The sequence below is a fragment of the Bradyrhizobium sp. genome, assembly GCF_035309285.1.
Taxonomy (GTDB): domain Bacteria; phylum Pseudomonadota; class Alphaproteobacteria; order Rhizobiales; family Xanthobacteraceae; genus Bradyrhizobium.
In genome coordinates this window covers 14,422-37,692 of record NZ_DATGFH010000005.1, presented here as the reverse complement: position 1 = coordinate 37,692, position 23,271 = coordinate 14,422, and the positions used below count along the sequence as shown (strand labels likewise).

At 63.5% G+C, this 23,271-nt stretch carries 33 protein-coding genes; 31 read left to right on the top strand and 2 right to left on the bottom strand.

Going from position 1 to position 23,271, the window contains the following annotated elements:
* The 28 genes from rplD to VKR55_RS01735 all read left to right on the top strand — a co-directional run bounded on the left by rplD (position 1) and on the right by VKR55_RS01735 (position 17,788).
* The gene (rplD, locus tag VKR55_RS01870) at positions 1–621 is read left to right on the top strand and encodes a 50S ribosomal protein L4 (RefSeq protein ID WP_324399101.1); all 621 of its coding nucleotides are present in this window, start codon (positions 1–3) and stop codon (positions 619–621) included.
* Positions 618–917 carry a 50S ribosomal protein L23 gene (locus VKR55_RS01865; RefSeq protein WP_324399100.1) on the top strand — a complete coding sequence of 100 codons (300 nt, stop codon included), beginning with the start codon at positions 618–620 and terminating at the stop codon, positions 915–917. Before rplD ends, VKR55_RS01865 begins: the two co-directional genes overlap by 4 nt.
* A 12-nt stretch (positions 918–929) precedes the next feature.
* Entirely contained in the window at positions 930–1,763 is an 834-nt protein-coding gene (rplB, locus tag VKR55_RS01860) for a 50S ribosomal protein L2 (RefSeq protein ID WP_324399099.1), read from the top strand.
* A 13-nt stretch (positions 1,764–1,776) separates the two neighbouring features.
* Entirely contained in the window at positions 1,777–2,055 is a 279-nt protein-coding gene (rpsS, locus tag VKR55_RS01855; protein ID WP_027536815.1) for a 30S ribosomal protein S19, read from the top strand.
* Between the two features lie 10 nt (positions 2,056–2,065).
* Positions 2,066–2,446, top strand: coding sequence for a 50S ribosomal protein L22 (gene rplV / locus VKR55_RS01850; protein ID WP_324399098.1), 381 nt, complete (start codon positions 2,066–2,068; stop codon positions 2,444–2,446).
* A 17-nt stretch (positions 2,447–2,463) separates the two neighbouring features.
* A complete protein-coding gene (rpsC, locus tag VKR55_RS01845; protein WP_324399097.1) occupies positions 2,464–3,162 on the top strand; it encodes a 30S ribosomal protein S3 in 699 nt (232 codons plus the stop codon).
* 31 nt (positions 3,163–3,193) lie between these two features.
* Entirely contained in the window at positions 3,194–3,607 is a 414-nt protein-coding gene (rplP, locus tag VKR55_RS01840) for a 50S ribosomal protein L16 (protein WP_324399096.1), read from the top strand.
* A 5-nt stretch (positions 3,608–3,612) separates the two neighbouring features.
* Positions 3,613–3,819, top strand: coding sequence for a 50S ribosomal protein L29 (gene rpmC, locus VKR55_RS01835; protein ID WP_324399095.1), 207 nt, complete (start codon positions 3,613–3,615; stop codon positions 3,817–3,819).
* 11 nt (positions 3,820–3,830) lie between these two features.
* Positions 3,831–4,079 carry a 30S ribosomal protein S17 gene (rpsQ, locus tag VKR55_RS01830; RefSeq protein ID WP_324399094.1) on the top strand — a complete coding sequence of 83 codons (249 nt, stop codon included), beginning with the start codon at positions 3,831–3,833 and terminating at the stop codon, positions 4,077–4,079.
* A 79-nt stretch (positions 4,080–4,158) separates the two neighbouring features.
* Complete coding sequence (rplN, locus tag VKR55_RS01825) at positions 4,159–4,527, top strand: 50S ribosomal protein L14 (RefSeq protein ID WP_324399093.1); 369 nt, start codon at positions 4,159–4,161, stop codon at positions 4,525–4,527.
* Complete coding sequence (gene rplX / locus VKR55_RS01820) at positions 4,527–4,841, top strand: 50S ribosomal protein L24 (RefSeq protein WP_324399092.1); 315 nt, start codon at positions 4,527–4,529, stop codon at positions 4,839–4,841. The genes rplN and rplX overlap by 1 nt, the downstream gene beginning before the upstream one ends.
* Positions 4,834–5,391: a 50S ribosomal protein L5 gene (gene rplE, locus VKR55_RS01815; protein WP_324399091.1), complete on the top strand. Its 558-nt coding sequence runs from the start codon at positions 4,834–4,836 to the stop codon at positions 5,389–5,391. Before rplX ends, rplE begins: the two co-directional genes overlap by 8 nt.
* A 46-nt stretch (positions 5,392–5,437) precedes the next feature.
* On the top strand, positions 5,438–5,743 hold the full coding sequence (rpsN, locus tag VKR55_RS01810; protein WP_324399090.1) for a 30S ribosomal protein S14: 306 nt from the start codon (positions 5,438–5,440) through the stop codon (positions 5,741–5,743).
* A gap of 14 nt (positions 5,744–5,757) precedes the next feature.
* Positions 5,758–6,156: a 30S ribosomal protein S8 gene (rpsH, locus tag VKR55_RS01805; protein WP_324399089.1), complete on the top strand. Its 399-nt coding sequence runs from the start codon at positions 5,758–5,760 to the stop codon at positions 6,154–6,156.
* A gap of 14 nt (positions 6,157–6,170) precedes the next feature.
* A complete protein-coding gene (gene rplF / locus VKR55_RS01800) occupies positions 6,171–6,704 on the top strand; it encodes a 50S ribosomal protein L6 (protein WP_324399088.1) in 534 nt (177 codons plus the stop codon).
* 11 nt (positions 6,705–6,715) lie between these two features.
* Positions 6,716–7,072 carry a 50S ribosomal protein L18 gene (gene rplR / locus VKR55_RS01795; protein WP_324399087.1) on the top strand — a complete coding sequence of 119 codons (357 nt, stop codon included), beginning with the start codon at positions 6,716–6,718 and terminating at the stop codon, positions 7,070–7,072.
* 54 nt (positions 7,073–7,126) lie between these two features.
* Complete coding sequence (rpsE, locus tag VKR55_RS01790; protein WP_324399086.1) at positions 7,127–7,702, top strand: 30S ribosomal protein S5; 576 nt, start codon at positions 7,127–7,129, stop codon at positions 7,700–7,702.
* A 21-nt stretch (positions 7,703–7,723) separates the two neighbouring features.
* Positions 7,724–7,912: a 50S ribosomal protein L30 gene (gene rpmD, locus VKR55_RS01785; protein WP_324399085.1), complete on the top strand. Its 189-nt coding sequence runs from the start codon at positions 7,724–7,726 to the stop codon at positions 7,910–7,912.
* An 86-nt stretch (positions 7,913–7,998) separates the two neighbouring features.
* Positions 7,999–8,484 (top strand): 50S ribosomal protein L15, encoded by a 486-nt coding sequence (gene rplO, locus VKR55_RS01780; protein ID WP_324399084.1) that lies wholly within the window; start codon positions 7,999–8,001, stop codon positions 8,482–8,484.
* Positions 8,485–8,635: 151 nt separating this feature from the next.
* Entirely contained in the window at positions 8,636–9,967 is a 1,332-nt protein-coding gene (secY, locus tag VKR55_RS01775) for a preprotein translocase subunit SecY (RefSeq protein ID WP_324399083.1), read from the top strand.
* Between the two features lie 76 nt (positions 9,968–10,043).
* A complete protein-coding gene (locus tag VKR55_RS01770) occupies positions 10,044–10,856 on the top strand; it encodes an adenylate kinase (protein ID WP_324399082.1) in 813 nt (270 codons plus the stop codon).
* A gap of 188 nt (positions 10,857–11,044) precedes the next feature.
* Entirely contained in the window at positions 11,045–11,413 is a 369-nt protein-coding gene (rpsM, locus tag VKR55_RS01765) for a 30S ribosomal protein S13 (protein WP_324399081.1), read from the top strand.
* Positions 11,414–11,542: 129 nt separating this feature from the next.
* Entirely contained in the window at positions 11,543–11,932 is a 390-nt protein-coding gene (rpsK, locus tag VKR55_RS01760; RefSeq protein WP_007603045.1) for a 30S ribosomal protein S11, read from the top strand.
* Positions 11,933–12,018: 86 nt separating this feature from the next.
* The gene (locus VKR55_RS01755; protein WP_324399080.1) at positions 12,019–13,068 is read left to right on the top strand and encodes a DNA-directed RNA polymerase subunit alpha; all 1,050 of its coding nucleotides are present in this window, start codon (positions 12,019–12,021) and stop codon (positions 13,066–13,068) included.
* A gap of 120 nt (positions 13,069–13,188) precedes the next feature.
* A complete protein-coding gene (rplQ, locus tag VKR55_RS01750; protein ID WP_324399079.1) occupies positions 13,189–13,605 on the top strand; it encodes a 50S ribosomal protein L17 in 417 nt (138 codons plus the stop codon).
* A gap of 149 nt (positions 13,606–13,754) precedes the next feature.
* On the top strand, positions 13,755–14,258 hold the full coding sequence (locus VKR55_RS01745) for a hypothetical protein (protein WP_324399078.1): 504 nt from the start codon (positions 13,755–13,757) through the stop codon (positions 14,256–14,258).
* A gap of 546 nt (positions 14,259–14,804) precedes the next feature.
* Positions 14,805–16,331 carry a porin gene (locus VKR55_RS01740; RefSeq protein ID WP_324399077.1) on the top strand — a complete coding sequence of 509 codons (1,527 nt, stop codon included), beginning with the start codon at positions 14,805–14,807 and terminating at the stop codon, positions 16,329–16,331.
* Between the two features lie 140 nt (positions 16,332–16,471).
* Positions 16,472–17,788: a chloride channel protein gene (locus VKR55_RS01735; RefSeq protein ID WP_324399076.1), complete on the top strand. Its 1,317-nt coding sequence runs from the start codon at positions 16,472–16,474 to the stop codon at positions 17,786–17,788.
* A gap of 156 nt (positions 17,789–17,944) precedes the next feature.
* Here the strand turns inward: VKR55_RS01735 and VKR55_RS01730 are convergent, their stop codons facing one another.
* Positions 17,945–18,958 (bottom strand): zinc-binding alcohol dehydrogenase family protein, encoded by a 1,014-nt coding sequence (locus VKR55_RS01730; RefSeq protein ID WP_324399075.1) that lies wholly within the window; start codon positions 18,956–18,958, stop codon positions 17,945–17,947.
* 112 nt (positions 18,959–19,070) lie between these two features.
* Between VKR55_RS01730 and VKR55_RS01725 the strand changes: the two genes are divergently transcribed.
* The 3 genes from VKR55_RS01725 (at position 19,071) to VKR55_RS01715 (ending at position 22,241) form a co-directional block, all read left to right on the top strand.
* A complete protein-coding gene (locus VKR55_RS01725) occupies positions 19,071–19,439 on the top strand; it encodes a winged helix-turn-helix transcriptional regulator (RefSeq protein ID WP_324399074.1) in 369 nt (122 codons plus the stop codon).
* Positions 19,440–19,503: 64 nt separating this feature from the next.
* The gene (locus VKR55_RS01720) at positions 19,504–20,898 is read left to right on the top strand and encodes a DegQ family serine endoprotease (RefSeq protein WP_324399073.1); all 1,395 of its coding nucleotides are present in this window, start codon (positions 19,504–19,506) and stop codon (positions 20,896–20,898) included.
* A complete protein-coding gene (locus tag VKR55_RS01715; protein ID WP_324399072.1) occupies positions 20,895–22,241 on the top strand; it encodes a replication-associated recombination protein A in 1,347 nt (448 codons plus the stop codon). The genes VKR55_RS01720 and VKR55_RS01715 overlap by 4 nt, the downstream gene beginning before the upstream one ends.
* A gap of 7 nt (positions 22,242–22,248) precedes the next feature.
* Here the strand turns inward: VKR55_RS01715 and VKR55_RS01710 are convergent, their stop codons facing one another.
* Positions 22,249–23,058, bottom strand: a complete 810-nt coding sequence (locus VKR55_RS01710; RefSeq protein WP_324399071.1) for an LON peptidase substrate-binding domain-containing protein — start codon at positions 23,056–23,058, stop codon at positions 22,249–22,251.
* Positions 23,059–23,271 lie beyond the last annotated feature (213 nt).

Below are 23,271 nucleotides of genomic sequence, written 5' to 3'. Positions count from 1 at the left end.
ATGGAATTGCAAGTCACCACCCTCGAAGGCAAAGCTGCGGGCTCGGTCCAGCTTTCGGACGAGATCTTTGGTCTCGAGCCGCGGGCCGACATCATTGCGCGCTGCGTGCAGTGGCAGCTCAACAAGCGCCAGGCCGGCACGCACAAGGCCAAAGGCCGCGCCGAGATCTGGCGCACCGGCAAGAAGATGTACAAGCAGAAGGGCACCGGTGGCGCTCGCCACGGCTCGGCCCGCGTGCCGCAGTTCCGCGGCGGCGGCCGCGCCTTCGGTCCGGTGGTCCGCTCCCACGCCACTGATCTCCCGAAGAAGGTACGCGCACTGGCTCTCAAGCATGCGCTCTCTGCCAAAGCCAAGGACGGCGATCTCGTCGTCATCGAAGCGGCCAAACTCGAAGCCGCCAAGACCAAGGCCCTGATGGGCCACTTCTCGGGCCTCGGTCTCACCAATGCGCTGATCATCGACGGCGCTGAATTGCACAGCGGCTTTGCCGCCGCCGCCCGCAACATCCCCGACATGGACGTGCTGCCGATCCAGGGCATCAACGTCTACGACATTCTCCGTCGCCAGAAGCTGGTGCTGACCAGGGCGGCGATCGATGCGCTGGAGGCGCGCTTCAAATGAAGACGATCGATCCCCGCCATTACGACATCATCGTCGCGCCCGTCGTGACCGAAAAGGCAACTCTCGCCTCCGAGCACAACAAGGTGCTGTTCAAGGTGGCGTCGAAGGCGACCAAGCCGCAGATCAAGGAAGCGGTCGAGAAGCTGTTCGACGTCAAGGTGAAGAGCGTCAACACGCTGGTTCGCAAGGGCAAGACCAAGGTGTTCCGCGGCAATTTCGGTTCGCAGTCGGACACCAAGCGCGCGATCGTGACCCTGGAAGAGGGCCACCGCATCGACGTGACCACCGGACTCTGAGGCAGTACTGCGATGGCACTGAAGACATACAATCCAACGACGCCGGGCCAGCGCCAGCTTGTCATGGTCGATCGTTCGTCCCTCTACAAGGGCAAGCCGGTCAAGGCTCTGACCGAGGGCAAGCTGTCGACCGGCGGCCGCAACAACACCGGCCGCATCACCGTGCGCTTCCGCGGCGGCGGCCACAAGAAGGCACTGCGCCTCGTAGACTTCAAGCGCACCAAGGTCGACGTTCCGGCAACCGTCGAGCGGCTGGAATACGATCCGAACCGCACCGGCTTCATCGCGCTGATCAAGTATCAGGACGGCGAACAGGCCTATATCCTTGCGCCGCAGCGGCTCGCGGTCGGCGACACCATCGTCGCAGGCCACCATGTCGACGTGAAGCCGGGCAATGTCATGCCGCTCGGCAACATGCCGGTCGGGACCATCGTCCACAACATCGAGACCAAGATCGGCAAGGGCGGCCAGCTCGCCCGTTCCGCCGGCACCTACGCCCAGCTCGTCGGCCGCGACCAGGATTACGTCATCCTGCGCTTGAACTCGGGCGAGCAGCGCCTGGTGCACGGCCGCTGCCGCGCCACCATCGGCGCGGTGTCGAACCCGGATCATATGAACATCTCGATCGGCAAGGCCGGCCGCAAGCGCTGGATGGGCCGCCGTCCGCACAACCGTGGCGTCGCCATGAACCCGATCGATCACCCGCATGGCGGTGGTGAAGGCCGCACCTCGGGCGGCCGCCACCCGGTCACCCCGTGGGGCAAGCCGACCAAGGGCAAGAAGACCCGCACCAACAAGTCGACCAACAAATTCATTCTCCTAAGCCGCCACAAGCGGAAGAAGTAAGGAACGACAGGACATGGTTCGTTCAGTCTGGAAAGGCCCGTTCGTCGAGGGGTCGCTGCTCAAGAAGGCAGATGCCGCGCGCGCGTCCGGCCGTCACGACGTCATCAAGATCTGGAGCCGCCGCTCGACCATCCTGCCGCAGTTCGTCGGCCTCGTGTTCGGCGTCTACAACGGCCAGAAGCACGTGCCGGTGTCGGTGAACGAGGAAATGGTCGGTCACAAGTTCGGCGAGTTCTCGCCGACCAGGACCTTCCACGGCCACTCGGGCGACAAGAAAGCCAAGAAGGCTTGAGGACAGAGCGATGAGCAAAGCAAAGCGCGAACGCGCGCTCGCGGACAATGAGGCCAAGGCGGTCGCCCGGATGCTGCGGGTGAGCCCGCAAAAGCTTAACCTGGTTGCGCAGTTGATCCGCGGCCGGAAGGCGTCTGCCGCGCTTGCCGACCTGCAGTTCTCGCGCAAGCGGATCGCAGTCGACGTCAAGAAGTGCCTGGAATCGGCGATCGCCAATGCCGAGAACAACCACGACCTCGACGTCGACGATCTCGTCGTCTCCGAAGCCTTCGTCGGCAACGGCATCGTGATGAAGCGTTTCGCCCCGCGCGGCCGTGGCCGTTCGGGCCGTGTGTTCAAGCCATTTTCGCAACTGACGATCGTCGTTCGTCAGGTTGAAGCGAGCGCGTAAGGGCTCGGGAGAACAAGATGGGTCAAAAGATCAATCCGATCGGGCTGCGGCTCGGCATCAACCGGACCTGGGATTCGCGCTGGTTCGCCGGCAAGGCCGAGTACGGCAAGCTGCTGCACGAGGACGTCAAGATCCGCGAGATCCTGCACAAGGAATTGAAGCAGGCAGCGGTGGCGCGCATTGTGATCGAGCGTCCGCACAAGAAGTGCCGCGTCACCATCCACTCGGCGCGTCCGGGTGTCGTGATCGGCAAGAAGGGCGCCGATATCGACAAGCTGCGCAAGAAGGTCGCCGACATCACCGCGTCCGACGTCGTCATCAACATTGTCGAGATCAGGAAGCCGGAGCTCGATGCGACGCTGGTCGCCGAATCGATCGCGCAACAGCTCGAGCGCCGCGTCGCGTTCCGCCGCGCCATGAAGCGCGCGGTGCAGTCGGCGATGCGTCTCGGCGCCGGGGGCATCCGCATCAACTGCTCGGGTCGTCTGGGTGGCGCCGAAATCGCGCGCATGGAGTGGTACCGCGAAGGCCGCGTGCCGCTGCACACGCTCCGCGCCGACATCGACTACGGCGTTGCCACGGCATTCACGACGTTCGGCACCTGCGGCGTCAAGGTCTGGATCTTCAAGGGCGAAATCCTTGAGCATGATCCGATGGCGCAGGACAAGAGGCTGGCCGAAGGCGACACCGGGCGTCCGCGCCGCGACGCCGCCTGAAGGCAATTTGAGAATTTGAGGGCTTAACGCCATGATGCAACCCAAGAAAACGAAGTTCCGGAAGGCGCATAAGGGCCGTATCCACGGCACCGCGACTTCGGGCGCGACGTTGTCCTTCGGCCAGTTCGGCCTGAAGGCGATGGAGCCCGATCGCGTCACCGCGCGCCAGATCGAGGCCGCCCGCCGTGCGCTCACCCGTCACATGAAGCGCGCCGGCCGCGTCTGGATTCGCGTGTTCCCCGACGTTCCGGTGTCGAAGAAGCCGGCCGAAGTCCGCATGGGCTCCGGCAAGGGTGCGCCGGAATTGTGGGTGGCCCGGGTCAAGCCGGGCCGGGTGATGTTCGAGATCGACGGCGTGTCGGTCGGGATCGCCAAGGAAGCCCTGGCGCTGGCCGCGGCCAAGCTGCCGATCAAGACGCGCTTCGTCGAGCGCATCGCGGAGTAATGGACATGGCCCAGATGAAAGTCGAAGACATCCGCGCGATGAGCCCCGACCAGATGGAGGACGCCGTCCTCAATCTGAAGAAGGAGCGCTTCAACCTGCGCTTCCAGCGCGCTACCGGGCAGCTCGAGAACACTTCGCGGCTGAAGGAAGCCCGCCGCGACATCGCGCGCATCAAGACCGTCGCCGCGCAACAGCGCGCGAAGAAGAAGTAAGGGACCGCTACATGCCGAAACGTATGCTTCAGGGCGTGGTCGTCAGCGACAAGCAAGCCAAGACCGTGGTGGTGCGCGTCGATCGCCGCTTCACCCATCCGATCTACAAGAAGACGATCCGCCGTTCGAAGAACTACCACGCCCATGACGAGAACAATCAGTTCAAGCCGGGCGATACCGTTTGGATCGAGGAATCGAAGCCGATCTCGAAGTTGAAGCGCTGGACCGTGGTCCGGGGCGAGCAGAAGAAAACCGCCTGACACCGCCCGGCCCAGAGGCCGGTGAAGTCAGGGAAATTTTGGGCGCAGTTGAAGCGCAGAAAGAGGACGAGGTGCATCAATGATTCAGATGCAGACCAACCTCGACGTGGCCGATAATTCCGGCGCACGCCGTGTCATGTGTATCAAGGTGCTGGGCGGCTCCAAGCGCCGCTACGCCACGATCGGCGATGTCATCGTGGTGTCGATCAAGGAAGCCATTCCGCGCGGCAAGGTGAAGAAGGGCGACGTCATGAAGGCGGTCGTCGTTCGCGTGCGCAAGGACATCCGCCGCCCGGACGGCTCGGTGATCCGCTTCGACCGCAATGCCGCCGTCCTGATTAACAACCAGGCCGAGCCGGTCGGCACCCGTATCTTCGGGCCCGTGCCGCGCGAGCTGCGCGCCAAGAACCATATGAAGATCATTTCGCTCGCGCCGGAGGTGTTGTGATGGCTGCGAAGATCAGGAAGGGCGACAAGGTCGTCGTGCTGACCGGCCGCGACAAGGGCCGCAGCGGCGAGGTGTTCGAGGTGCATCCCGACGCCGGCACCGCGCTAGTGCGCGGTATCAACATGGTGAAGCGCCACCAGAAGCAGACCCAGTCCCAGGAGGGCGGCATCATCTCGAAGGAGGCGCCGGTCCACCTGTCGAACATTGCCTATGTCGGCAAGGACGGCAAGCCGACGCGCATCGGATTCAAGATTCTGGCGGGCGGCAAGAAAGTGCGCATCGCCAAGAGCTCGGGAGCAGAGATCGATGGCTGAGACCGCTTACGTGCCGCGCTTGCGCGCCGATTTCGACCGGCGCATCCGCGGCCAGCTCACGGAAAAGTTCGGTTATTCGAACGTCATGCAGGTGCCGCGGCTGGAAAAGGTCGTGCTCAACATGGGCGTGGGCGACGCCGTCAACGACCGCAAAAAGGCCGAGACCGCTGCAGGCGAGCTCAGCCTGATCGCCGGCCAGAAGGCGATCGTGACCTATTCGCGGATCGCGATCGCAACCTTCAAGCTGCGCGAGAACCAGCCGATCGGCTGCAAGGTCACGCTGCGCAAGGCGCGGATGTACGAGTTCATCGACCGGCTGGTGAACGTCGCGCTGCCGCGCGTACGCGACTTCCGCGGGTTGAACCCGAAGAGCTTCGACGGCCGGGGCAATTATTCGCTCGGCATCAAGGAGCACATCATTTTCCCCGAGATCGATTTCGACAAGGTCTCGGAGGCCCGTGGCATGGACATCACGGTGTGCACCACGGCGAGGACCGACGACGAGGCGCGGGCCTTGTTGACCGCTTTCAATTTCCCGTTCCGGCAGTGAGACGCTGAAACAAGCCTCTCAAACGCGGATACGCAAGGAGCCAAGCATGGCAAAGAAGAGTTCAGTCGAGAAGAACAATCGGCGCAAGCGGATGGCCAAGAACGCCGCGCCCAAGCGCGAGCGCTTGAAGGCGATCATCGCCGACAAGACCAAGCCGATGGAGGAGCGTTTCGCCGCGACCCTGAAGCTCGCCGAGATGCCGCGCAACTCGTCGGCAACCCGCATCCGCAACCGCTGCGAGCTGACGGGCCGCCCGCGCTCGAACTACCGCAAGAACAAGCTGTCCCGCATCGCGCTGCGTGAATTGGGCTCCAAGGGCCTGGTTCCCGGGCTCGTGAAGTCGAGCTGGTAAGGAGGGGCGTCACGATGTCAACGCACGATCCGATCAGCGATCTGATCACCCGCATTCGCAACGCGCAGATGCGCTCGAAGTCGAAGGTGTCTTCGCCGGGCTCGAAGATGCGCCAGAATGTGCTCGAGGTGCTGAAGACCGAGGGTTATATCCGCGGCTACGCCACCGTCGAGCACCCCTCGGGCCGCAACGAGCTCGAGATCGAGCTGAAGTATTTCGACGGCGAGCCGGTCATCCGCGAGATCGAGCGCGTCTCCAAGCCCGGCCGGCGGGTCTACACCTCGGTGAGGAACCTGCCGCGGGTCAACAATGGCCTGGGCATTTCGGTGTTGTCGACGCCGAAGGGAATCATGGCCGACCACGACGCGCGCGACGCGAATGTGGGCGGCGAGATTCTCTTCACGGTGTTCTGAGAGGGAATAGAGCCATGTCACGCATTGGCAAGAGGCCTGTGACGATCCCGTCCGGTGTGACGGCAACCGTCGAAGGCCAGACCGTCAAGATGAAGGGGCCGAAAGGCCAGCTTCAATTCGTGGTCCATGACGACGTCGAGGTGAAGCTCGACAAGAACGTCGTCAAGGTGAATCCGCGATTCGACACCAACCGCGCGGTCGCGCTGTACGGCACCGCGCGCGCCCAGATCGCGAACCTCGTCGCCGGCGTCACCAAAGGCTTCGAGAAGAAGCTCGAGATCACCGGCGTCGGCTACCGCGCCGCGATGCAGGGCAAGAACCTGCAGCTTGCGCTCGGCTACAGCCACGACGTGGTCTACCCGATCCCGGAAGGCATCCAGATCGCGGTGCCGAAGCCGACCGAGATCACGATTACCGGCAGCGATATCCAGCGCGTCGGCCAGGTTGCCGCCGAAATCCGCGCCTATCGTCCGCCGGAGCCCTACAAGGGCAAGGGCGTGAAATATGTCGACGAATTCATCTTCCGCAAGGAAGGCAAGAAGAAGTAACGGAGCCGGCGATGTCGAGAAACAAGGTTACGAATGCCCGGCGCAAGCATCGCGTGAGGCTGTCGTTGCGCCGTTCCGCGAACGGCCGGCCGCGGCTGTCCGTGTTCCGATCGTCGAAGCACATCTATGCGCAGGTGATCGACGACCTGAAGGGCGAGACGCTCGCTTCCGCCTCGTCGATGGAAAAGGAAATGCGCGAGAAGACCGGCGCCAACATCGACGCCGCCAAGGCCGTGGGCAAGCTGCTCGCGGAACGCGCGGTGAAGAACGGCGTCAAGGAAGTGGTGTTCGACCGCGGCGGCTATCTCTATCACGGCCGCGTCAAGGCGCTCGCGGATGCCGCGCGCGAAAGCGGGCTGAGCTTCTAACCAAACCAGATTTGAGGACAGAGGCGGCAAGCCTCCGAAAGATTGGAAAACACCATGGCAGGTGAACGCGAACGCGGCGGACGCGAACGGAGCAGGGAGCGCGAGGAGCGCGACAGCGAGTTCGTCGACAAGCTGGTCCACATCAATCGCGTGGCGAAGGTCGTCAAGGGCGGCAAGCGCTTCGGCTTTGCGGCGCTGGTCGTGATCGGCGACCAGAAGGGCCGGGCCGGGTTCGGCCATGGCAAGGCGCGCGAAGTGCCCGAGGCGATCCGCAAGGCGACTGAGTCGGCCAAGCGCAACCTGACACGGGTGGCGCTGCGCGAAGGCCGCACGCTGCATCACGACATCGCCGGCCGTCACGGCGCGGGTCGCGTCTACCTGCGCGCCGCTCCTCCCGGCACCGGGATCATCGCCGGCGGCCCGATGCGCGCGGTGTTCGAGACGCTCGGCGTCGCCGACGTGGTGGCGAAGTCGATCGGCTCGTCCAACCCGTACAACATGGTGCGCGCGACCTTCAACGCGCTGAAGAACCAGGATAGCCCGCGCTCGGTTGCGGCGCGCCGCAACATCAAGGTGTCCGCGCTGCAGGCGCGCCGCGTCGGCGGCGATGCCGAAGCGGCGGCCGACTAACGCTTTCGGAGTTCAAACGCCATGGCCGCAAAGACGATCAAGGTCGAGCAGATCGGCAGTCCGATCCGCCGTCATCATTCGCAGCGCGCGACGCTGATCGGGCTGAAGCTCAACAAGATCGGTCGCGTCACCGAGCTGCCGGACACCCCGGCGGTGCGCGGCATGATCGAAAAGGTCCACCATCTCGTCCGCATCGTAGACGGGAAGTAATAGACGACAAGGAGCCGGCGCATGATCCCGAAAAGTGGAAGCCGGTTTTCGGTCAAGATCATGCGCCAAAATAAAGGAATCTGACCATGAAGCTCAGCGATATCGCCGACAATGCCGGCTCGCGCAAGAAGCGCATGCGCGTCGGCCGCGGCATCGGTTCGGGCAAGGGCAAGACATCGGGCCGCGGCGGCAAGGGCCAGACCGCGCGCTCGGGCGTTCGCATCAAGGGTTTTGAAGGTGGCCAGATGCCGCTGCATCGCCGCCTGCCCAAGCGCGGCTTCAACAACGTGTTCCGCGTCGAGTACGCCGAGATCAATCTCGACCGTATCCAGGCGGCGATTGACGCCAAGGCGATCGATGCGGGAAGCCCCATCAACGCCGAATCGCTGGTGAAGGCCGGCGTTCTGCGTCGGGCCAAGGCCGGCGTGCGGCTGCTCGGCCGCGGCGAGATCAAGGCCAAGGTCACGATCGAGGTGCACGGCGCCTCGAAATCCGCAGTCGAAGCGGTCGAGAAGGCCGGCGGCTCGGTGAAGATCCTGGCCCCGGCCAAGACGGAAGGCGAGGCGGCGTAACATCTGCGTCATCGCCCGCTCTCGCAGACTGTCGCGAGGCGCTTGACGATGGACTTATCGGCGCCGAGGCCCAAATAATGAGCGCCTCGGCCGGAAAGTTCGCCAAACGGCGGATGGGATGGCGCGAGGGGACGGCGGGAGAAAGCCAAACATGGTCTCAGCAGCGGAACAACTGGCGGCAAATCTCAACTTCGGAGCGCTTGCCAAGGCCGACGAACTGAAAAAGCGCATCTGGTTCACCCTGGGCGCGCTGCTGGTCTACCGCCTCGGGACCTACATTCCGCTGCCCGGCATCGACCCCAATATCTGGGAGCAGGTGTTCAAGACCCAGTCCGGCGGCATTCTCGGGATGTTCAACATGTTCGCCGGCGGCGGCATTCACCGCATGGCGATCTTCGCGCTGAACATCATGCCGTACATCTCGGCATCAATCATCATTCAGCTCCTGACCACGGTTTCGCCGCAGCTCGAAGCGTTGAAGAAGGAAGGCGAGGCCGGCCGCAAGACGCTCAACCAGTACACCCGCTATCTCACCGTCGTGCTCGCTCTCTTCCAGTCCTACGGCATCGCCGTGGGTTTGGAGGGTGCCGGCAACGTCGTCACCGATCCCGGCCTGTTCTTCCGCCTGTCCACTGCGATCACGCTGACCGGCGGCACCATGTTCCTGATGTGGCTCGGCGAGCAGATCACCTCGCGCGGCATCGGCAACGGCGTGTCCTTGATCATCATGTCCGGCATCGTCGCGCAGCTACCGACTGCGCTCGCCAATATGCTGGAATTGGGCCGCCAGGGCGCGATGTCGACCGGGCTGATCCTGATCGTGATCATCATGGCGGTCGCCGTGATCGCCTTTATCGTGTTCATGGAGCGCGCGCAGCGCCGGCTTCTGATCCAGTATCCGAAGCGCCAGGTCGGCAACAAGATGTTCGAGGGCCAGTCCTCGCATCTGCCGCTGAAGCTCAACACCTCCGGCGTGATCCCGCCGATCTTCGCGTCCTCATTGCTGTTGTTGCCGACCACGGTCGCCAACTTCAATGCCGGCAAGGGCCCGGAATGGTTCCAGTGGATCACGACCCAGCTCGCCCACGGCCGCCCGCTGTTCCTCACGCTCTATCTGGCGCTGATCGTGTTCTTCGCCTTCTTCTATACGGCGATCGTGTTCAACCCGACCGAGACTGCCGACAATCTGAAGAAGCATGGCGGCTTTATTCCCGGCATCCGGCCGGGCGAGCGCACCGCCGAATATATCGACTATGTGCTGTCGCGAATCACGGTGATCGGCGCGATCTATCTCGCCATCGTCTGCCTGATCCCCGAAATTCTGATTTCCTACGCCTCCGTCCCGTTCTACTTTGGCGGAACGTCGCTGTTGATCGTGGTCAGCGTGACCATGGATACGGTGGCGCAGGTTCAGGGCTACCTGCTCGCCCATCAATACGAGGGGCTGATCAGGCGGTCCAAATTGCGCGGCCGCCGCCGCTGATCGCGGGCAGGCGGGTAAGTACAACTCTTCAAGGTGTGCGGAATTACGCCCACCGAGCGTCGGGGGGCGAACGTCTATGAGAATCATCCTTCTGGGACCGCCCGGGTCGGGCAAGGGGACCCAGGCGCAGCGCCTGGTGCAGCGCAACGGCGTCGTGCAGCTTTCCACGGGCGAGATGCTGCGTGCGGCGGTTGCCGCCGAAACGCCGATCGGGCTCAAGGCCAAGGACATCATGGCGAGCGGCGGCCTTGTCCCCGACGACGTCGTGGTCGGTATCATCTCCGACCGCATCGAGCAGCCCGACGCGAGGCGCGGATTCATCCTCGACGGCTTCCCGCGCACCGTGCCGCAGGCGGAAGCGCTCGACGATCTCCTGAAGCACAAGCATATGAAGCTCGATGCGGTGATTGAGCTGCGCGTCAACGAGAGCGCGCTGTTGCAGCGGGTCGAGACACGGGCTGCGGAAACGCGGGCGCGCGGCGAGGACGTGCGCATCGATGACACGCCGGAAGTGCTGATCAAGCGGCTGGCCGCCTACCGCGCGCAGACCGAGCCGCTGATTCATTACTACTCGGAGCGGCGCAAGCTTGTGACCGTCGACGGTATGATGACCATCGAGGAGGTCACCCGCGAGATCGGCCGGATCCTGCATGCCCTCGGGGCTGTGGACAGCAAGGCCTCCAAAAAGGCGCATTCGGCCAAGCGAGCCGTCAAGAAGGCTGCCCAAAGCGCGCCCAAATCGGCCAGCCGCGGACGCCCGGCGGCCAAAAAGGCTGCCAAGGGGGCCCGAAAGGCGGTCAAAGCGGCCTCAAAGGCGGCCCGGAAGGGGGCGAGGAAGGCGGTCCCCGGAGCGGCAAAAAAGGTCACGAAAAAGCGAGCTAAGGCCTAGAATCGGTTGACGAAAGGCCCTTTCGTCCATTAATAAGCCCGCGCATCCAAGTCGGATAGTTTTATGACGATGCCGGGCCCCAATGATCATGGGGGGCGGGCGTCGTGTTCGTGTTTGCGGACACCTGCCCGAGATAGCAAGAACTTAAGGTCCGATTCGAGCGCGGATCGGCGACAGGAGAGACGTACGTGGCCCGTATTGCCGGCGTGAATATCCCCACCAACAAGCGCGTGCTGATCGCGCTGCAGTACATCCATGGCATCGGCCCGAAGAGCGCGGCCGACATCATGGAGAAGGTGAAGCTCCCGCTGGAGCGTCGCGTCAGCCAGTTGAGCGACGCGGAAGTGCTGCAGATCCGCGAAGTGATCGACCGCGACTACGTCGTCGAGGGCGACCTTCGTCGCGAGACCGGCATCAACATCAAGCGGCTGATGGACCTCGGCTGCTATCGCGGGTTGCGCCATCGTCGTGGCCTGCCGGTGCGCGGTCAGCGCACCCACACCAATGCGCGCACGCGCAAGGGGCCGGCCAAGGCCATCGCCGGCAAGAAGAAGTAGTTTGGCGAATAGCGAATGGCGAATGGCGAGTAGGGCAGACCCTATTCGCTATTCGCCACTCACCATTCGCCCATTCAAGGTGTAGCCGCTGGCATTACGGCGGCGTTGAGATCGTAGGAAAGGTTTGAAATGGGCAAGGAAGCCACCCGCGTCCGCCGGCGCGAACGCAAGAACATCGCCTCCGGCGTGGCGCACGTGAATTCGTCGTTCAACAACACCACCATCACCATCACCGACGCGCAGGGCAACACGATCGCCTGGTCGTCGGCGGGAACGATGGGGTTCAAGGGGTCGCGCAAATCGACCCCGTATGCCGCGCAGGTCGCGGCGGAGGATGTTTCCAAGAAGGCGCAGGAACACGGCATGCGCACGCTGGAAGTCGAGGTCGCCGGTCCCGGTTCGGGCCGCGAGTCGGCGCTGCGCGCGCTGCAGGCCGCGGGCTTCACCGTCACCTCGATCCGCGACGTGACGACGATCCCGCACAATGGTTGCCGTCCGCGCAAGCGGCGGCGCGTGTGACGCTTTCTTTGCGGGCGGCCTGGCTGCCCGCAAAGCGTTTTTGAAATTTTGCAAGCCGCGGACTGATCCGCGGCCTCCAACGCCAGATGGCAATTGAGCTGGCCAGAGGTGAGACAGTGACGATCCAGAAGAATTGGCAAGAACTGATCCGGCCGAACAAGCTGCAGGTTGCGCCCGGCACCGACGCGTCGCACTATGCGACGCTGGTTGCCGAGCCACTCGAGCGCGGCTTCGGCCAGACGCTCGGCAATGCGCTCCGCCGCATCCTGTTGTCCTCGCTACAGGGCGCTGCGGTGCAGTCGGTGCACATCGACGGCGTGCTGCACGAGTTCTCCTCGATCGCGGGCGTCCGTGAGGACGTCACCGACATCGTGCTGAACATCAAGGACATCTCGATCAAGATGCAGGGCGAGGGCCCCAAGCGCATGGTCGTGAAGAAGCAGGGTCCGGGCGTCGTGACCGCCGGCGACATCCAGACCGTCGGCGACATCGTCGTGCTCAATCCCGAGCTCGTGCTCTGCACGCTGGACGATGGCGCCGAGATCCGCATGGAGTTCACGGTGACGACCGGCAAGGGCTATGTCGCCGCCGAGCGCAACCGGCCGGAGGACGCGCCGATCGGCCTGATCCCGGTCGACAGCCTGTTCTCGCCGGTCAAGAAGGTCTCCTACAAGGTCGAGAACACCCGCGAGGGCCAGATCCTCGACTACGACAAGCTGACCATGACGATCGAGACCAACGGTGCGGTGACGCCGGACGACGCCGTGGCTTTCGCCGCGCGCATCCTGCAGGACCAGCTCAACGTGTTCGTCAACTTCGAGGAGCCGCGCAAGGAAGTCACGCAAGAGATCATCCCCGATCTCGCCTTCAACCCTGCGTTCCTCAAGAAGGTCGACGAGCTCGAGCTGTCGGTGCGTTCGGCCAACTGCCTGAAGAACGACAACATCGTCTATATCGGCGACCTCGTGCAGAAGTCGGAAGCGGAGATGCTGCGCACCCCGAACTTCGGCCGCAAGTCGCTGAACGAGATCAAGGAAGTGCTGGCCCAGATGGGTCTGCACCTCGGCATGGAAGTGCCGGGCTGGCCGCCGGAGAACATCGACGAGCTCGCCAAGCGCTTCGAGGATCATTACTGATTTCGTCATTCCGGGTTCGCGCTCACGCGCGCCCCGGAATGCCAGGGCGAACGCAGGCAGCCCACCTGAGCAACATGTCCGACGAACCGTCGTGGCACATCGAAAGTAAGGAATAGACCCATGCGTCACGGACGTGTTCACCGCAAGCTCAACCGCACTCACGAGCACCGCCGCGCGATGTTCGCCAATATGTGCGCCGCGCTGATCAAGCATGAGCAGATCGTCACCACGCTGCCGAAGGCCAAGGAGCTGCGCCCGATCGTCGAGAAGCTGGTCACCCTCGGCAAGAAAGGCGGGCTTGCCAATCGTCGCCAGGCGATCTCCGAGATGCGCGACGCCGACATGGTCAAGAAGCTGTTCGAGACGCTCGCGCCCCGCTACAAGGACCGCCAGGGCGGCTATACCCGCATCATCAAGGCCGGCTTCCGCTACGGCGACAACGCTGCGATGGCGGTGATCGAGTTCGTCGACCGCGACGTCGACGCCAAGGGCCAGGATTCCGGTCCGGTCGAGGAGAAGAAAGCCGAGGCGGCGTAAGCGCCGGCCCGATATCGAGTTCAAGGCGGCGCTTCGGCGCCGCCTTTTTTATATGCTTGTTCGCGCATTTCGTGGCTGGCTTGCGCCGCCTTCCTTGCGCCACGAACCCTGCACTATCTTTGCGTGTCGAAAAATAGGGGGAAAACGCAATGTTCAAGCTTCGCGATTTGATTGTTTGTTTTGTTTTGGCCCTTTCGGTCCTGTCGCCGCAGCCATCCCGCGCCGAACAGGCGTTTCAGCGCTTCCTGCCGCTCCTGGTCGATCTCGACGGCTGGCAGGGCAAGAAGCCCGATGGCATGTCGATGGAAGTGTCCAACATGAGCATGACCACGGCCAACCGCGACTACCAGAAAGGGTCGGCGCAGGCGCATGCGTCCGTCGTGGTCGGCCAAAGTGCGGCGGGCGCGCTGGCGCCGCTGCAGAGCGCGATGAACGTGCAGACCAGCGAGGGCCACATGATCACGGCGACCATGCACGGCATGCCGGTCATGAAGGCCTTCACCGTCAAGGACAAGTCCGGCTCGCTGATCGTGGCGCTCGGCAAGGAGGCGATGTTCAGCTTCTCCTATAACGGCGTTAGCGAGGAAGAAGCGCTGGCGCTCGCCGAAAAATTCGACTGGAAGGCGATGCAGGCGGCCGCGCAGGCGAAGTAGGGGCGCGTTGCTGCGAGCGAAGCGACGACGTGGGGGGTGGGTTAGCCGAAAGGTGTAATCCACCATGTTGGATCGCGCGAAACGGTGGATTGCGCGGAGCCTGTTACCGGGTACGCGAGTCGTAATCCCGTCATTGCAGGGAGCGTGAGCTCCGACCTGTCCGCTGTGCTCAACGAGCGAAGGCGGAAGTAATCCAGAATCTTACGCGCGGTGCTGGATTGCTCCGCCCACGCCGGCGATCACGCTCCGGGTCGCCCGTGACCATCCGATCGCGTGTCTTTTGTGCAACGCACGGCCAAAAACCCGCATCAAGCGATTGCTGTCATGGTTATGCAACGCCATCTGGGAATTATGATGGTGCGATCGAAGGGGGGCATCCCGGAGTCGTCCTGTCCATTGGGTGGTTCGCTTTAGTCCGTCGCCTTTCGCGGGGAGAGTATGCGAAGGCGGAGCGGGCAAGGGGCGGGCTAAAGGATCAGGTAAACGACCTTAGGGTGTTTTCACTCAGTGAAAACTTCCGGGCAAAGAACAACTTGGAGAATTGCCGTGAAGATGATCAAGGGCCTTGTTCTCGGCTCCGTGGCGGGTCTGCTCGCTGTGGGCGGGGCACAGGCTGCTGATCTTCCGTTGAAGGCCAAAGCGGTCGAATACGTGAAGGTTTGTTCGCTTTATGGTGCCGGATTCTGGTACATCCCGGGCACCGATACCTGCATCAAGCTGGGCGGCTATTTACGCGTCGACGTCCTGGCGAATACGAACTCGGTCGACACGGGCAACGTCAATGGCCCGGCCGGCGCGAAGAACCGCTTCACCAACGCCTACACATGGCGCTCCCGTGAAGACCTGAACATCGATACGCGCACCGCGACCGAGTACGGCGTTCTCCGTACCTATGCGGATCTGAGGTTCAACTGGACGGACGACAGCTTCACACAGAACGCGCCCGGCGCGACCGTTTACTCGGCGATCGGACCTGCCCCGTTCGGCTCCGCTCCGAACAACGCGAATGCCGGCGCGGTGGCCGCCGGTACGGTCGGCACGTACTATGCCTTCATCCAGTTCGCAGGCTTCACGATCGGCAAGACGGTTTCCGCCTTCAGCACCCCCTGGCACAACTATCCGGGCAACAACTTCGATGGCCTCGTCGGCGGCGGCGGCACGGATACGGGTGTGAACCAGTTCACCTACACCGCCGAATTCGGTCAGGGCATCAGTGCGTCGATCTCAGCTCAGGATCCGACTCAATCTTATCAGGCTGGCGTCAACAACCTCGGCGTGCCCGGTGGCTTTGGCTATGGCACCAGCGACTACGGTGGAACGGTTGCTCCCGACATCGTCGGTCAGGTTCGTGTCGACCAGGCTTGGGGGCTGTTCCAGGCGTCGGTCGCCGCGCACGACAACCACGCGGCGTACTACGGCGCGACTGAGCCGAGCGGGCATCCCGACGACCGGTGGGGTTGGGCCGGCCAGTTGGGCCTGTCGATCAAAAATATCCCGACGGGACCTGGTGACGTAATCAACCTGCAGGGTGTGTATACGGATGGTGCAACCCGCTACAACATCCAGGACCTGGCCGCCCAGTACGGTGCGGTCTTGCTCTTCGGCAGCTCGAACGTAGCCTACCAGAGCCTTGGGTTCGGGTTTGCGCCTGATACGGTGTTCGCATCGGGCGGCTCGCAGCAGTTGATCCAGACCTGGGGTTTCAACGGTGGTTACACCCACAACTGGAATCCCTACTGGAACAGCAGCATCTACGGCGGCTATGCCGCGGTCAGGTACAACGGCACGGCCAAGGCCTTGATGTGCGGCCCGGGCGGTACGGTTGCGGTCCTGCTCACTCCGGGCGACACCTGCAATCCGGACTACAACATCGCGCAGGTTGGTTTCGTCACGCGGTGGACTCCGGTCAAGAACCTGACCTTCTCGGGTGATGTGACCTGGAGCCAGCTGGATCAGAAGTACGCCGGCACGGTTACGTTCGGCAGCCTTGGCATCGCCAAGCCGACAACCGCTTACGAGCTCAAGAACGAGAACAACGTCGTTCTTCTGCTCCGCGCGCAGCGCATCTGGTAATCCAGTTTGTCTGATCGTTGTCTAACAGAACCCCCGGCGGGACCCCGCCGGGGGTTCTGCTTGGTATGAAGAGGCCGCCTGGTCGCAACTGTCGCTTCGACCGGCTTTCATCACGGCGCACGATCGATTAAAGCTCGTCCATGACGCTTGCTCTCTCGATCCGCAACAGGCGGTGGATCCGGATCACATCCGGACGATGGCAGCGGCGCGGCATCTTCCTGCTCGGCGGCATCGCCGTTGGGGCCGCGGCCGTCGCGCTGGCGCAACTTGCCGATCTCGCCCAGATTGCCTTTGCGCTTGTGCTATCGAAGTCGCGCTATGCCTCGCTGGTTGTTACGCCGTTCGGCTTCGCGCTTTCGGTGTTCCTGACCAAGCGGTTTTTCCCGAATACGCAAGGCAGCGGGATTCCACAGGCCATTGCCGCGCGGCACCTGACCGACCAGAAGGCGCGCGGGCAGCTCGTTTCGCTGCGCATCGCGATCGGCAAGATCATCCTGACCCTGTTCGGCCTGTTATGCGGCGCCTCCGTTGGACGTGAAGGCCCGACGGTGCAGGTCGGAGCTTCGATCATGTTCGCGCTGGGCCGCTTCTCGCCACGGCGTCAGCCGGGCTTGATCCTTGCCGGCGCTGCGGCGGGCGTCGCTGCCGCGTTCAACACGCCACTCGCCGGGATCGTGTTCGGGATCGAGGAGATGAGCCGCGCCTTCGAAACCCGCACCTCAAGCCTCATCATCTCGGCCGTGATTGCCGCCGGCCTGACCTCGCTCGCCTTGATGGGCAACTACGCATATTTCGGCAGCAGCGCGATGGGGCTGCGCAACGGAACCGACTGGCTCGCTATTCCCGCGTGCGGCGTCGTCGGCGGATTGGCGGGCGGCCTGTTCAGCCGTATCGTCATCACCATGGCGCGCGGATTTGCAAACCCCGTTGGACGCGCGATCAAGCGATATTCCTTGGGGTTTGCCCTCATCTGCGGGCTGGCGGTCGCGATTTGCGGACTTGTCTCGGGCGATACGATCTACGGCACGGGCTATTCGCAGGTGAAATCGGCGCTCGAGAATGGTGCGCCGTTGCCCGCGGATTTTGGTATCCTGAAATTCCTGGCGACGACGTTCGCTTCGATCAGCGGGATTCCGGGTGGCATCTTTTCGCCGTCGCTTGCGGTCGGCGCCGGAATCGGCAGCAACATGGCTTCGCTGTTCCATGGCGCGCCGCTCGCGGCGATCATGCTGCTCGGAATGGTATCGTATTTCGCCGGCGTCGTGCAGGCGCCCATCACCGCCTTTGTCATCGTGACCGAGATGACCGACAACCACACCATGGTGGTGCCGCTGATGGCGGCCGCGATGATCGCCTATGCCACCTCGCGCCTGGTCTGCGAGGAGGGGATTTATCACGCGCTCGCGCAAGGATTTATCGCGCGCGCGACTCTAAACCCAAATGACGAGGGTGCGTAGGGTGGGCAAAGCGACCGCGTCCGCCGTAGCTCAACGAGCGAAGGCGGAAGCGTGCCCACCATTCTGCATGACGCTTGGCGAGAAACGGTGGGCACGGCGCAAGCGCGCCTTTACCCACCCTACGAATTCTAAGCCGGCCGGGCGCGTGCGGCGCGCCTACCACCCCTCCAGCACGATCTTGCCGCGCGACTTGCCGCTTTCCAGGAGCGCATGTGCGCGCCTGAGGTTCGCGGCATTGATGGTGCCGAACGTCTGGTCCATCGTGGTGCGCAGCACGCCCTTGTCGATGAGATCGGAGATGTCGTTGAGCAGGTTGTGCTGCGCGATCATGTCCGGCGTCTGGAACGAGGAGCGCGTGAACATCGATTCCCAGTGCACCGAGATCGCCTTGCCCTTGAAGACGGCGACGTTGAATTCGGCGGGGTCGTCGATCAGGCCATATTTGCCCTGCGGCGCCATGAACTCGGCAATGGCCTTGTAGTGCTGATCGGTGAAGGTGAGGCTCGCCACTAGCGCGACGGGCGGCAGCTTCAATGTCTCGATCTGCTCCTTCATCGGTTTGCCGTGATCGATCACCGCGTGCGCGCCAAGATCCAGACACCATTTCTGCGATTCCGGCCGTGTCGCGGTCGCGATCACCGTCAGCCCAGTCAGCCGGCGCGCGAGCTGGATCAGGATCGAGCCGACGCCGCCGGCGCCGCCGACAATCAGAACCGTGCGCGGATCGACGCTCTTGCCGGGCACCGCGCCAAGCCGATCAAACAGCAGTTCCCACGCCGTGATCGAGGTCAGCGGCAGCGCCGCGGCCTGCGCGAATGACAGCGATTTCGGCTTGCGGCCTGCGATGCGCTCATCGACCAGATGAAATTCCGAATTGGTGCCCTGGCGCAGGATCGAGCCCGCGTAAAACACCTCGTCGCCTGCCTTGAACAGCGAGACTTCGGGCCCGACCGCGTCGACGACACCGGCCGCGTCGAAGCCCAGGATCTTGTATTCGCCCGCAGGCGGGGCAGCGCGCTTGCGCACCTTGTAGTCCACGGGGTTGGCGGAAATCGCCTTCACCGTGACACGAATGTCGCGTCCCTTCGGCTCGGGCTTACTGGCTTCAAAATCGACCAGCGCGTCCCTGTCCTCGATCGGCAATGATTTCTGGTATCCGACAGCCTTCATTGTTCATCTCCCTTGGCATGCGGCCGGGATTAATTGTCACTTGGCACCAAGTTGGCAAGTACTGTAATTTCAGGGATATAGTCCCTGTTTGGATACTATCGGAAGACTCCGCATGAAACGGCGAAATTTCGCGCATCGACCAGGCTGCGCTGTCGAAGCGACGCTGGACCTCATCGACGGCAAGTGGAAGGGCGTGATCCTGTTCCACCTGCAATCGGGCACGCAGCGTTTTGGCGAACTGCGCCGGCGGATGCCCGGCATCACCCAGCGGATGCTGACCAAGCAATTGCGCGCGCTTGAGGACGACCGGCTCATCATCCGAAAGGTCTATGCCGAGGTACCGCCGCGGGTGGAATATTGTCTCTCCGAGATCGGTGAGTCCTTGCGTCCGGTGATCGATACGCTCAAAGCCTGGGGCGAGAGCCATCAGGAGCGGCTATCCTGCGCCGCCGAGTCCTCTTCGCCGCCGCGCGCGGCCTGATCAGCTTCCAACGTCACACGCGCGCGCCTATCTAAGGCCCACGCATCTCTTTAGGATTCTCCGCATGATCTCGATCCGCTCCCTGGCTGTGTTGCTCATCTCGGTCGTTGTCGCGCTGCCGTCGCTGGCGCAGGACCGCAGGGTGCCATCCTCGGCCGCGGAGCTCCGGCTCTCCTACGCCCCGATCGTGCAGCGGGTGCAGCCCGCGGTCGTCAACGTCTATGCCGCCAAGATCGTGCAAAACCACAACCCGCTCCTGGACGATCCGATTTTCCGCCGGTTTTTCGGATTGCAGGGCGGCCCGCGGGAGCAGATGCAGCGTTCGCTCGGCTCGGGCGTGATGGTCGATCCGTCCGGCCTCGTCGTCACCAACGTTCACGTCATCGAGGGCGCCGATCAGGTGAAGGTGTCACTATCGGACAAGCGCGAGTTCGAGGCCGAGATTGTGCTCAAGGATCCGCGCTCCGACCTCGCGGTGCTGAAGCTGAAGAACGTCCATGAGAGGTTTCCGACGCTGGACTTCGCCAATTCGGACGAGCTGATGGTCGGCGACGTCGTGCTCGCGATCGGCAATCCCTTCGGTGTCGGCCAGACCGTGACCCACGGCATCATCTCGGCGCTCGCGCGCACCCAGGTCGGCATCACCGATTACCAGTTCTTCATCCAGACCGATGCCGCGATCAATCCCGGCAATTCCGGCGGCGCACTCGTCGACATGACCGGCCGGCTCGCCGGCATCAACACTGCGATCTATTCGCGCTCCGGCGGCTCGCAGGGCATCGGCTTTGCGATCCCCTCCAACATGGTTCGCATCGTCGTGGCTTCGGCCAAGAGCGGCAGCAAGGTGGTGAAGCGGCCATGGCTCGGCGCGAAGCTGCAGGCGGTGACGCCGGAGATCGCCGAAAGCCTGGGGTTGCGCTCGCCGACCGGGGCTCTGGTCGCAAGCGTCGTCGCCAACAGTCCGGCCGCGCGGGCCGGGCTGAAATCCTCCGACCTGATCACGGCAGTCGATGGCCAGACCATCGAAGACCCCAACGCGTTCGACTATCGCTTCGCGACGCAGCCGCTCGGCGGCACCGCGGAGCTTGACGTAACCCGCGGCGGCAGGCCGATCAGGCTCGCGGTGGCGCTCGAGAGTGCGCCGGATTCCGGCCGTAGCGAGATCGTATTGACCTCGCGCTCGCCGTTCCAGGGCGCGAAGGTCTCCAACATCTCGCCGGCGGTGGCTGACGAGCTGCACCTTGACGCCGACACCCAGGGCGTCGTCGTCACCGGCGTTGCCGATGATTCCACGGCTGCCAATCTCGGCTTCCAGAAGGGCGACATCATCGTCGCCGTGAACAATACCAAGATCGGCAAGACGATCGATCTTGAACGGGCGACGAGCCAATCGTCGCGGCTCTGGCGCATCACGCTGGTGCGCGGCGGCCAGCAGATCAACGTGACGCTGGGCGGATGAGCGCCAAGCGACCAAACCAGCAACAACGCGAGGGCACGACCCTGTTCGCGGCCGCTGGCCTCGAGCAGGACGCGCCGCGGCCGCTGGCCGACCGGCTGCGCCCGCAGAAATTGTCCGAGGTCGTTGGACAGGACCACATCCTGGGTCCTGACGGCGCGCTGACGCGGATGCTTGAGACGCGCACGCTCGGCTCTCTGATCTTCTGGGGGCCGCCGGGCACCGGCAAGACCACGGTGGCGCGGCTCCTGGCGGATACGACGGACCTGCATTTCGAGCAGCTATCTGCGGTGTTCTCCGGCGTCGCCGACCTGAAAAAGGCCTTCGACGCGGCACGCGCGCGGCGCGAGACGGGCGGGGGCACGCTGCTCTTTGTCGACGAGGTGCACCGCTTCAACCGCGCGCAGCAGGATTCGTTTCTGCCGGTCATGGAAGACGGCACCGTGGTGCTGGTCGGCGCCACCACCGAGAATCCATCCTTCGAGCTCAACGCGGCGTTGCTCTCGCGGGCGCGCGTGCTGGTGTTTCACTCGCTTGACGCGGCTGCGATCGAAAAGCTTTATGCCCATGCCGAAGCGGTCGAGGGCAGAAAGCTGCCGCTCGATGCCGAAGCCCGTGCCGCACTGGTGCGCATGGCCGATGGCGATGGCCGCGCGGCGCTGACGCTTGCCGAAGAGGTCTGGCGTTCGGCGCGCGGCAGCGAGATCTTCAATGCCGCGCAATTGCAGGACATCCTGCAGCGGCGCGCGCCGATCTACGACAAGTCCGCCGACGGCCACTATAACCTCATCTCGGCACTGCACAAATCCGTGCGCGGCTCCGATCCCGATGCCGCGCTGTATTATCTCGCGCGCATGCTCGATGCCGGCGAGGATCCGCTGTTTCTGGCGCGGCGCATCGTGCGCATGGCGGTCGAGGATATCGGGCTTGCCGATCCGCAGGCACTGGTGATCGCCAACGCCGCCAAGGATGCTTACGACTTCCTCGGCTCGCCCGAAGGCGAGCTCGCCATCGCCGAGGCGGTCATCTATATCGCGACCGCGCCGAAGTCGAACGCGGCCTACACGGCATTTGGCGCCGCGATACGTACCGCGAAAGAGGCGGGCTCGCTGCTGCCGCCCAAGCATATCCTCAATTCGCCGACCAGGTTGATGAAGCAGGAAGGCTACGGCGCCGGCTACGAATATGACCACGACACGCCGGACGCGTTTTCCGGCCAGGACTATTTTCCGGAGGCGCTGGGACGCCAGACCTTCTACGACCCACCTGAGCGCGGCTTCGAGCGCGAGATCAGGAAGCGACTCGAGTACTGGGCCAAGCTCAGGCGGGAGAAGGCTGGCGAATAGGCGTGCGTCACGCCGCCTGCTGTGACACCCGCATGAGGTCTCGCAACATTTCGAGACGACGCACCACATCAGCCGTTTCGAGGAGGTGTGCCATCTTGTCGATCCGGACCGACAGCACTTGCAGCAAAACGGCAATGCTGTCGGCCAGCATGCCGGGCTCGACGGGATGGCTATGGGACCGCGACGGCGGCGTCCTGGCAAAGGCCTGGTATGCGTCCAGGACTTCGCGCGTCAACGCCAGCGTCTCGGGGGTCGGCTCGCCGCGAACGTCCTCGACCACTGCGACCTCGGCACTCAAATAGTCGCCTTCGATCGGTCTGACGATGGTTACGCGCTGCAGACCGGCGACGATGAGCTTGAACGTTCCATCGCTCAGCGGGATGACCTTGACCACGCTCGCCGTCACACCGACTGGATAGAGATCACCGAGCCTCGGATCATCATCGCCGGATCGCCGTTGCGTGATGGCAAGGATCACGCCGTCTCCACCGAGCGCACTGTTCACCGCGCGCTTGGTCTTGTCGCGCCCTACGAAGAGCGGCGTAACCATCTGCGGAAACAGCACGATGTCGCGCAGCGGCACGATCGGGATGACAGCTCTGGCGGAATTGGAAGCGACTGCACGGGCCGCCTCGGTCGGCTCGTCATCAACCGCCTGGCTTGCCTCGATCCGGGCCGCCAGCACATTCCAGTCGTGGAAGCCGAAGCTCTTGGCAATGAGCTCGAGGCTCTCGCTGTGGGTGAGAGAGATCGATTTGGCCTTCAGGGAGTCGCGCAGCGTCTGCGCCATAGCCTTGGCTTCGCGGAAATCGCGCATGAGTTGGTCCTCTGCTTTGGCGAACGAGAGGCGTCAGATGCTTGCGTTACTGAGTCGTTCGCTAAGGGCAAAGGGGGCCGGAAGCGGCTTGATACGTTCACCATGCCCGTGAGAGCGCAAGCAGCGGGTCGTATCCACCCGACCAAGAGAATGCATTGCGACATGGGAGCTGTCAATCATTCTCGATCGAGCGTCATGTTCGCCAACGGCTCC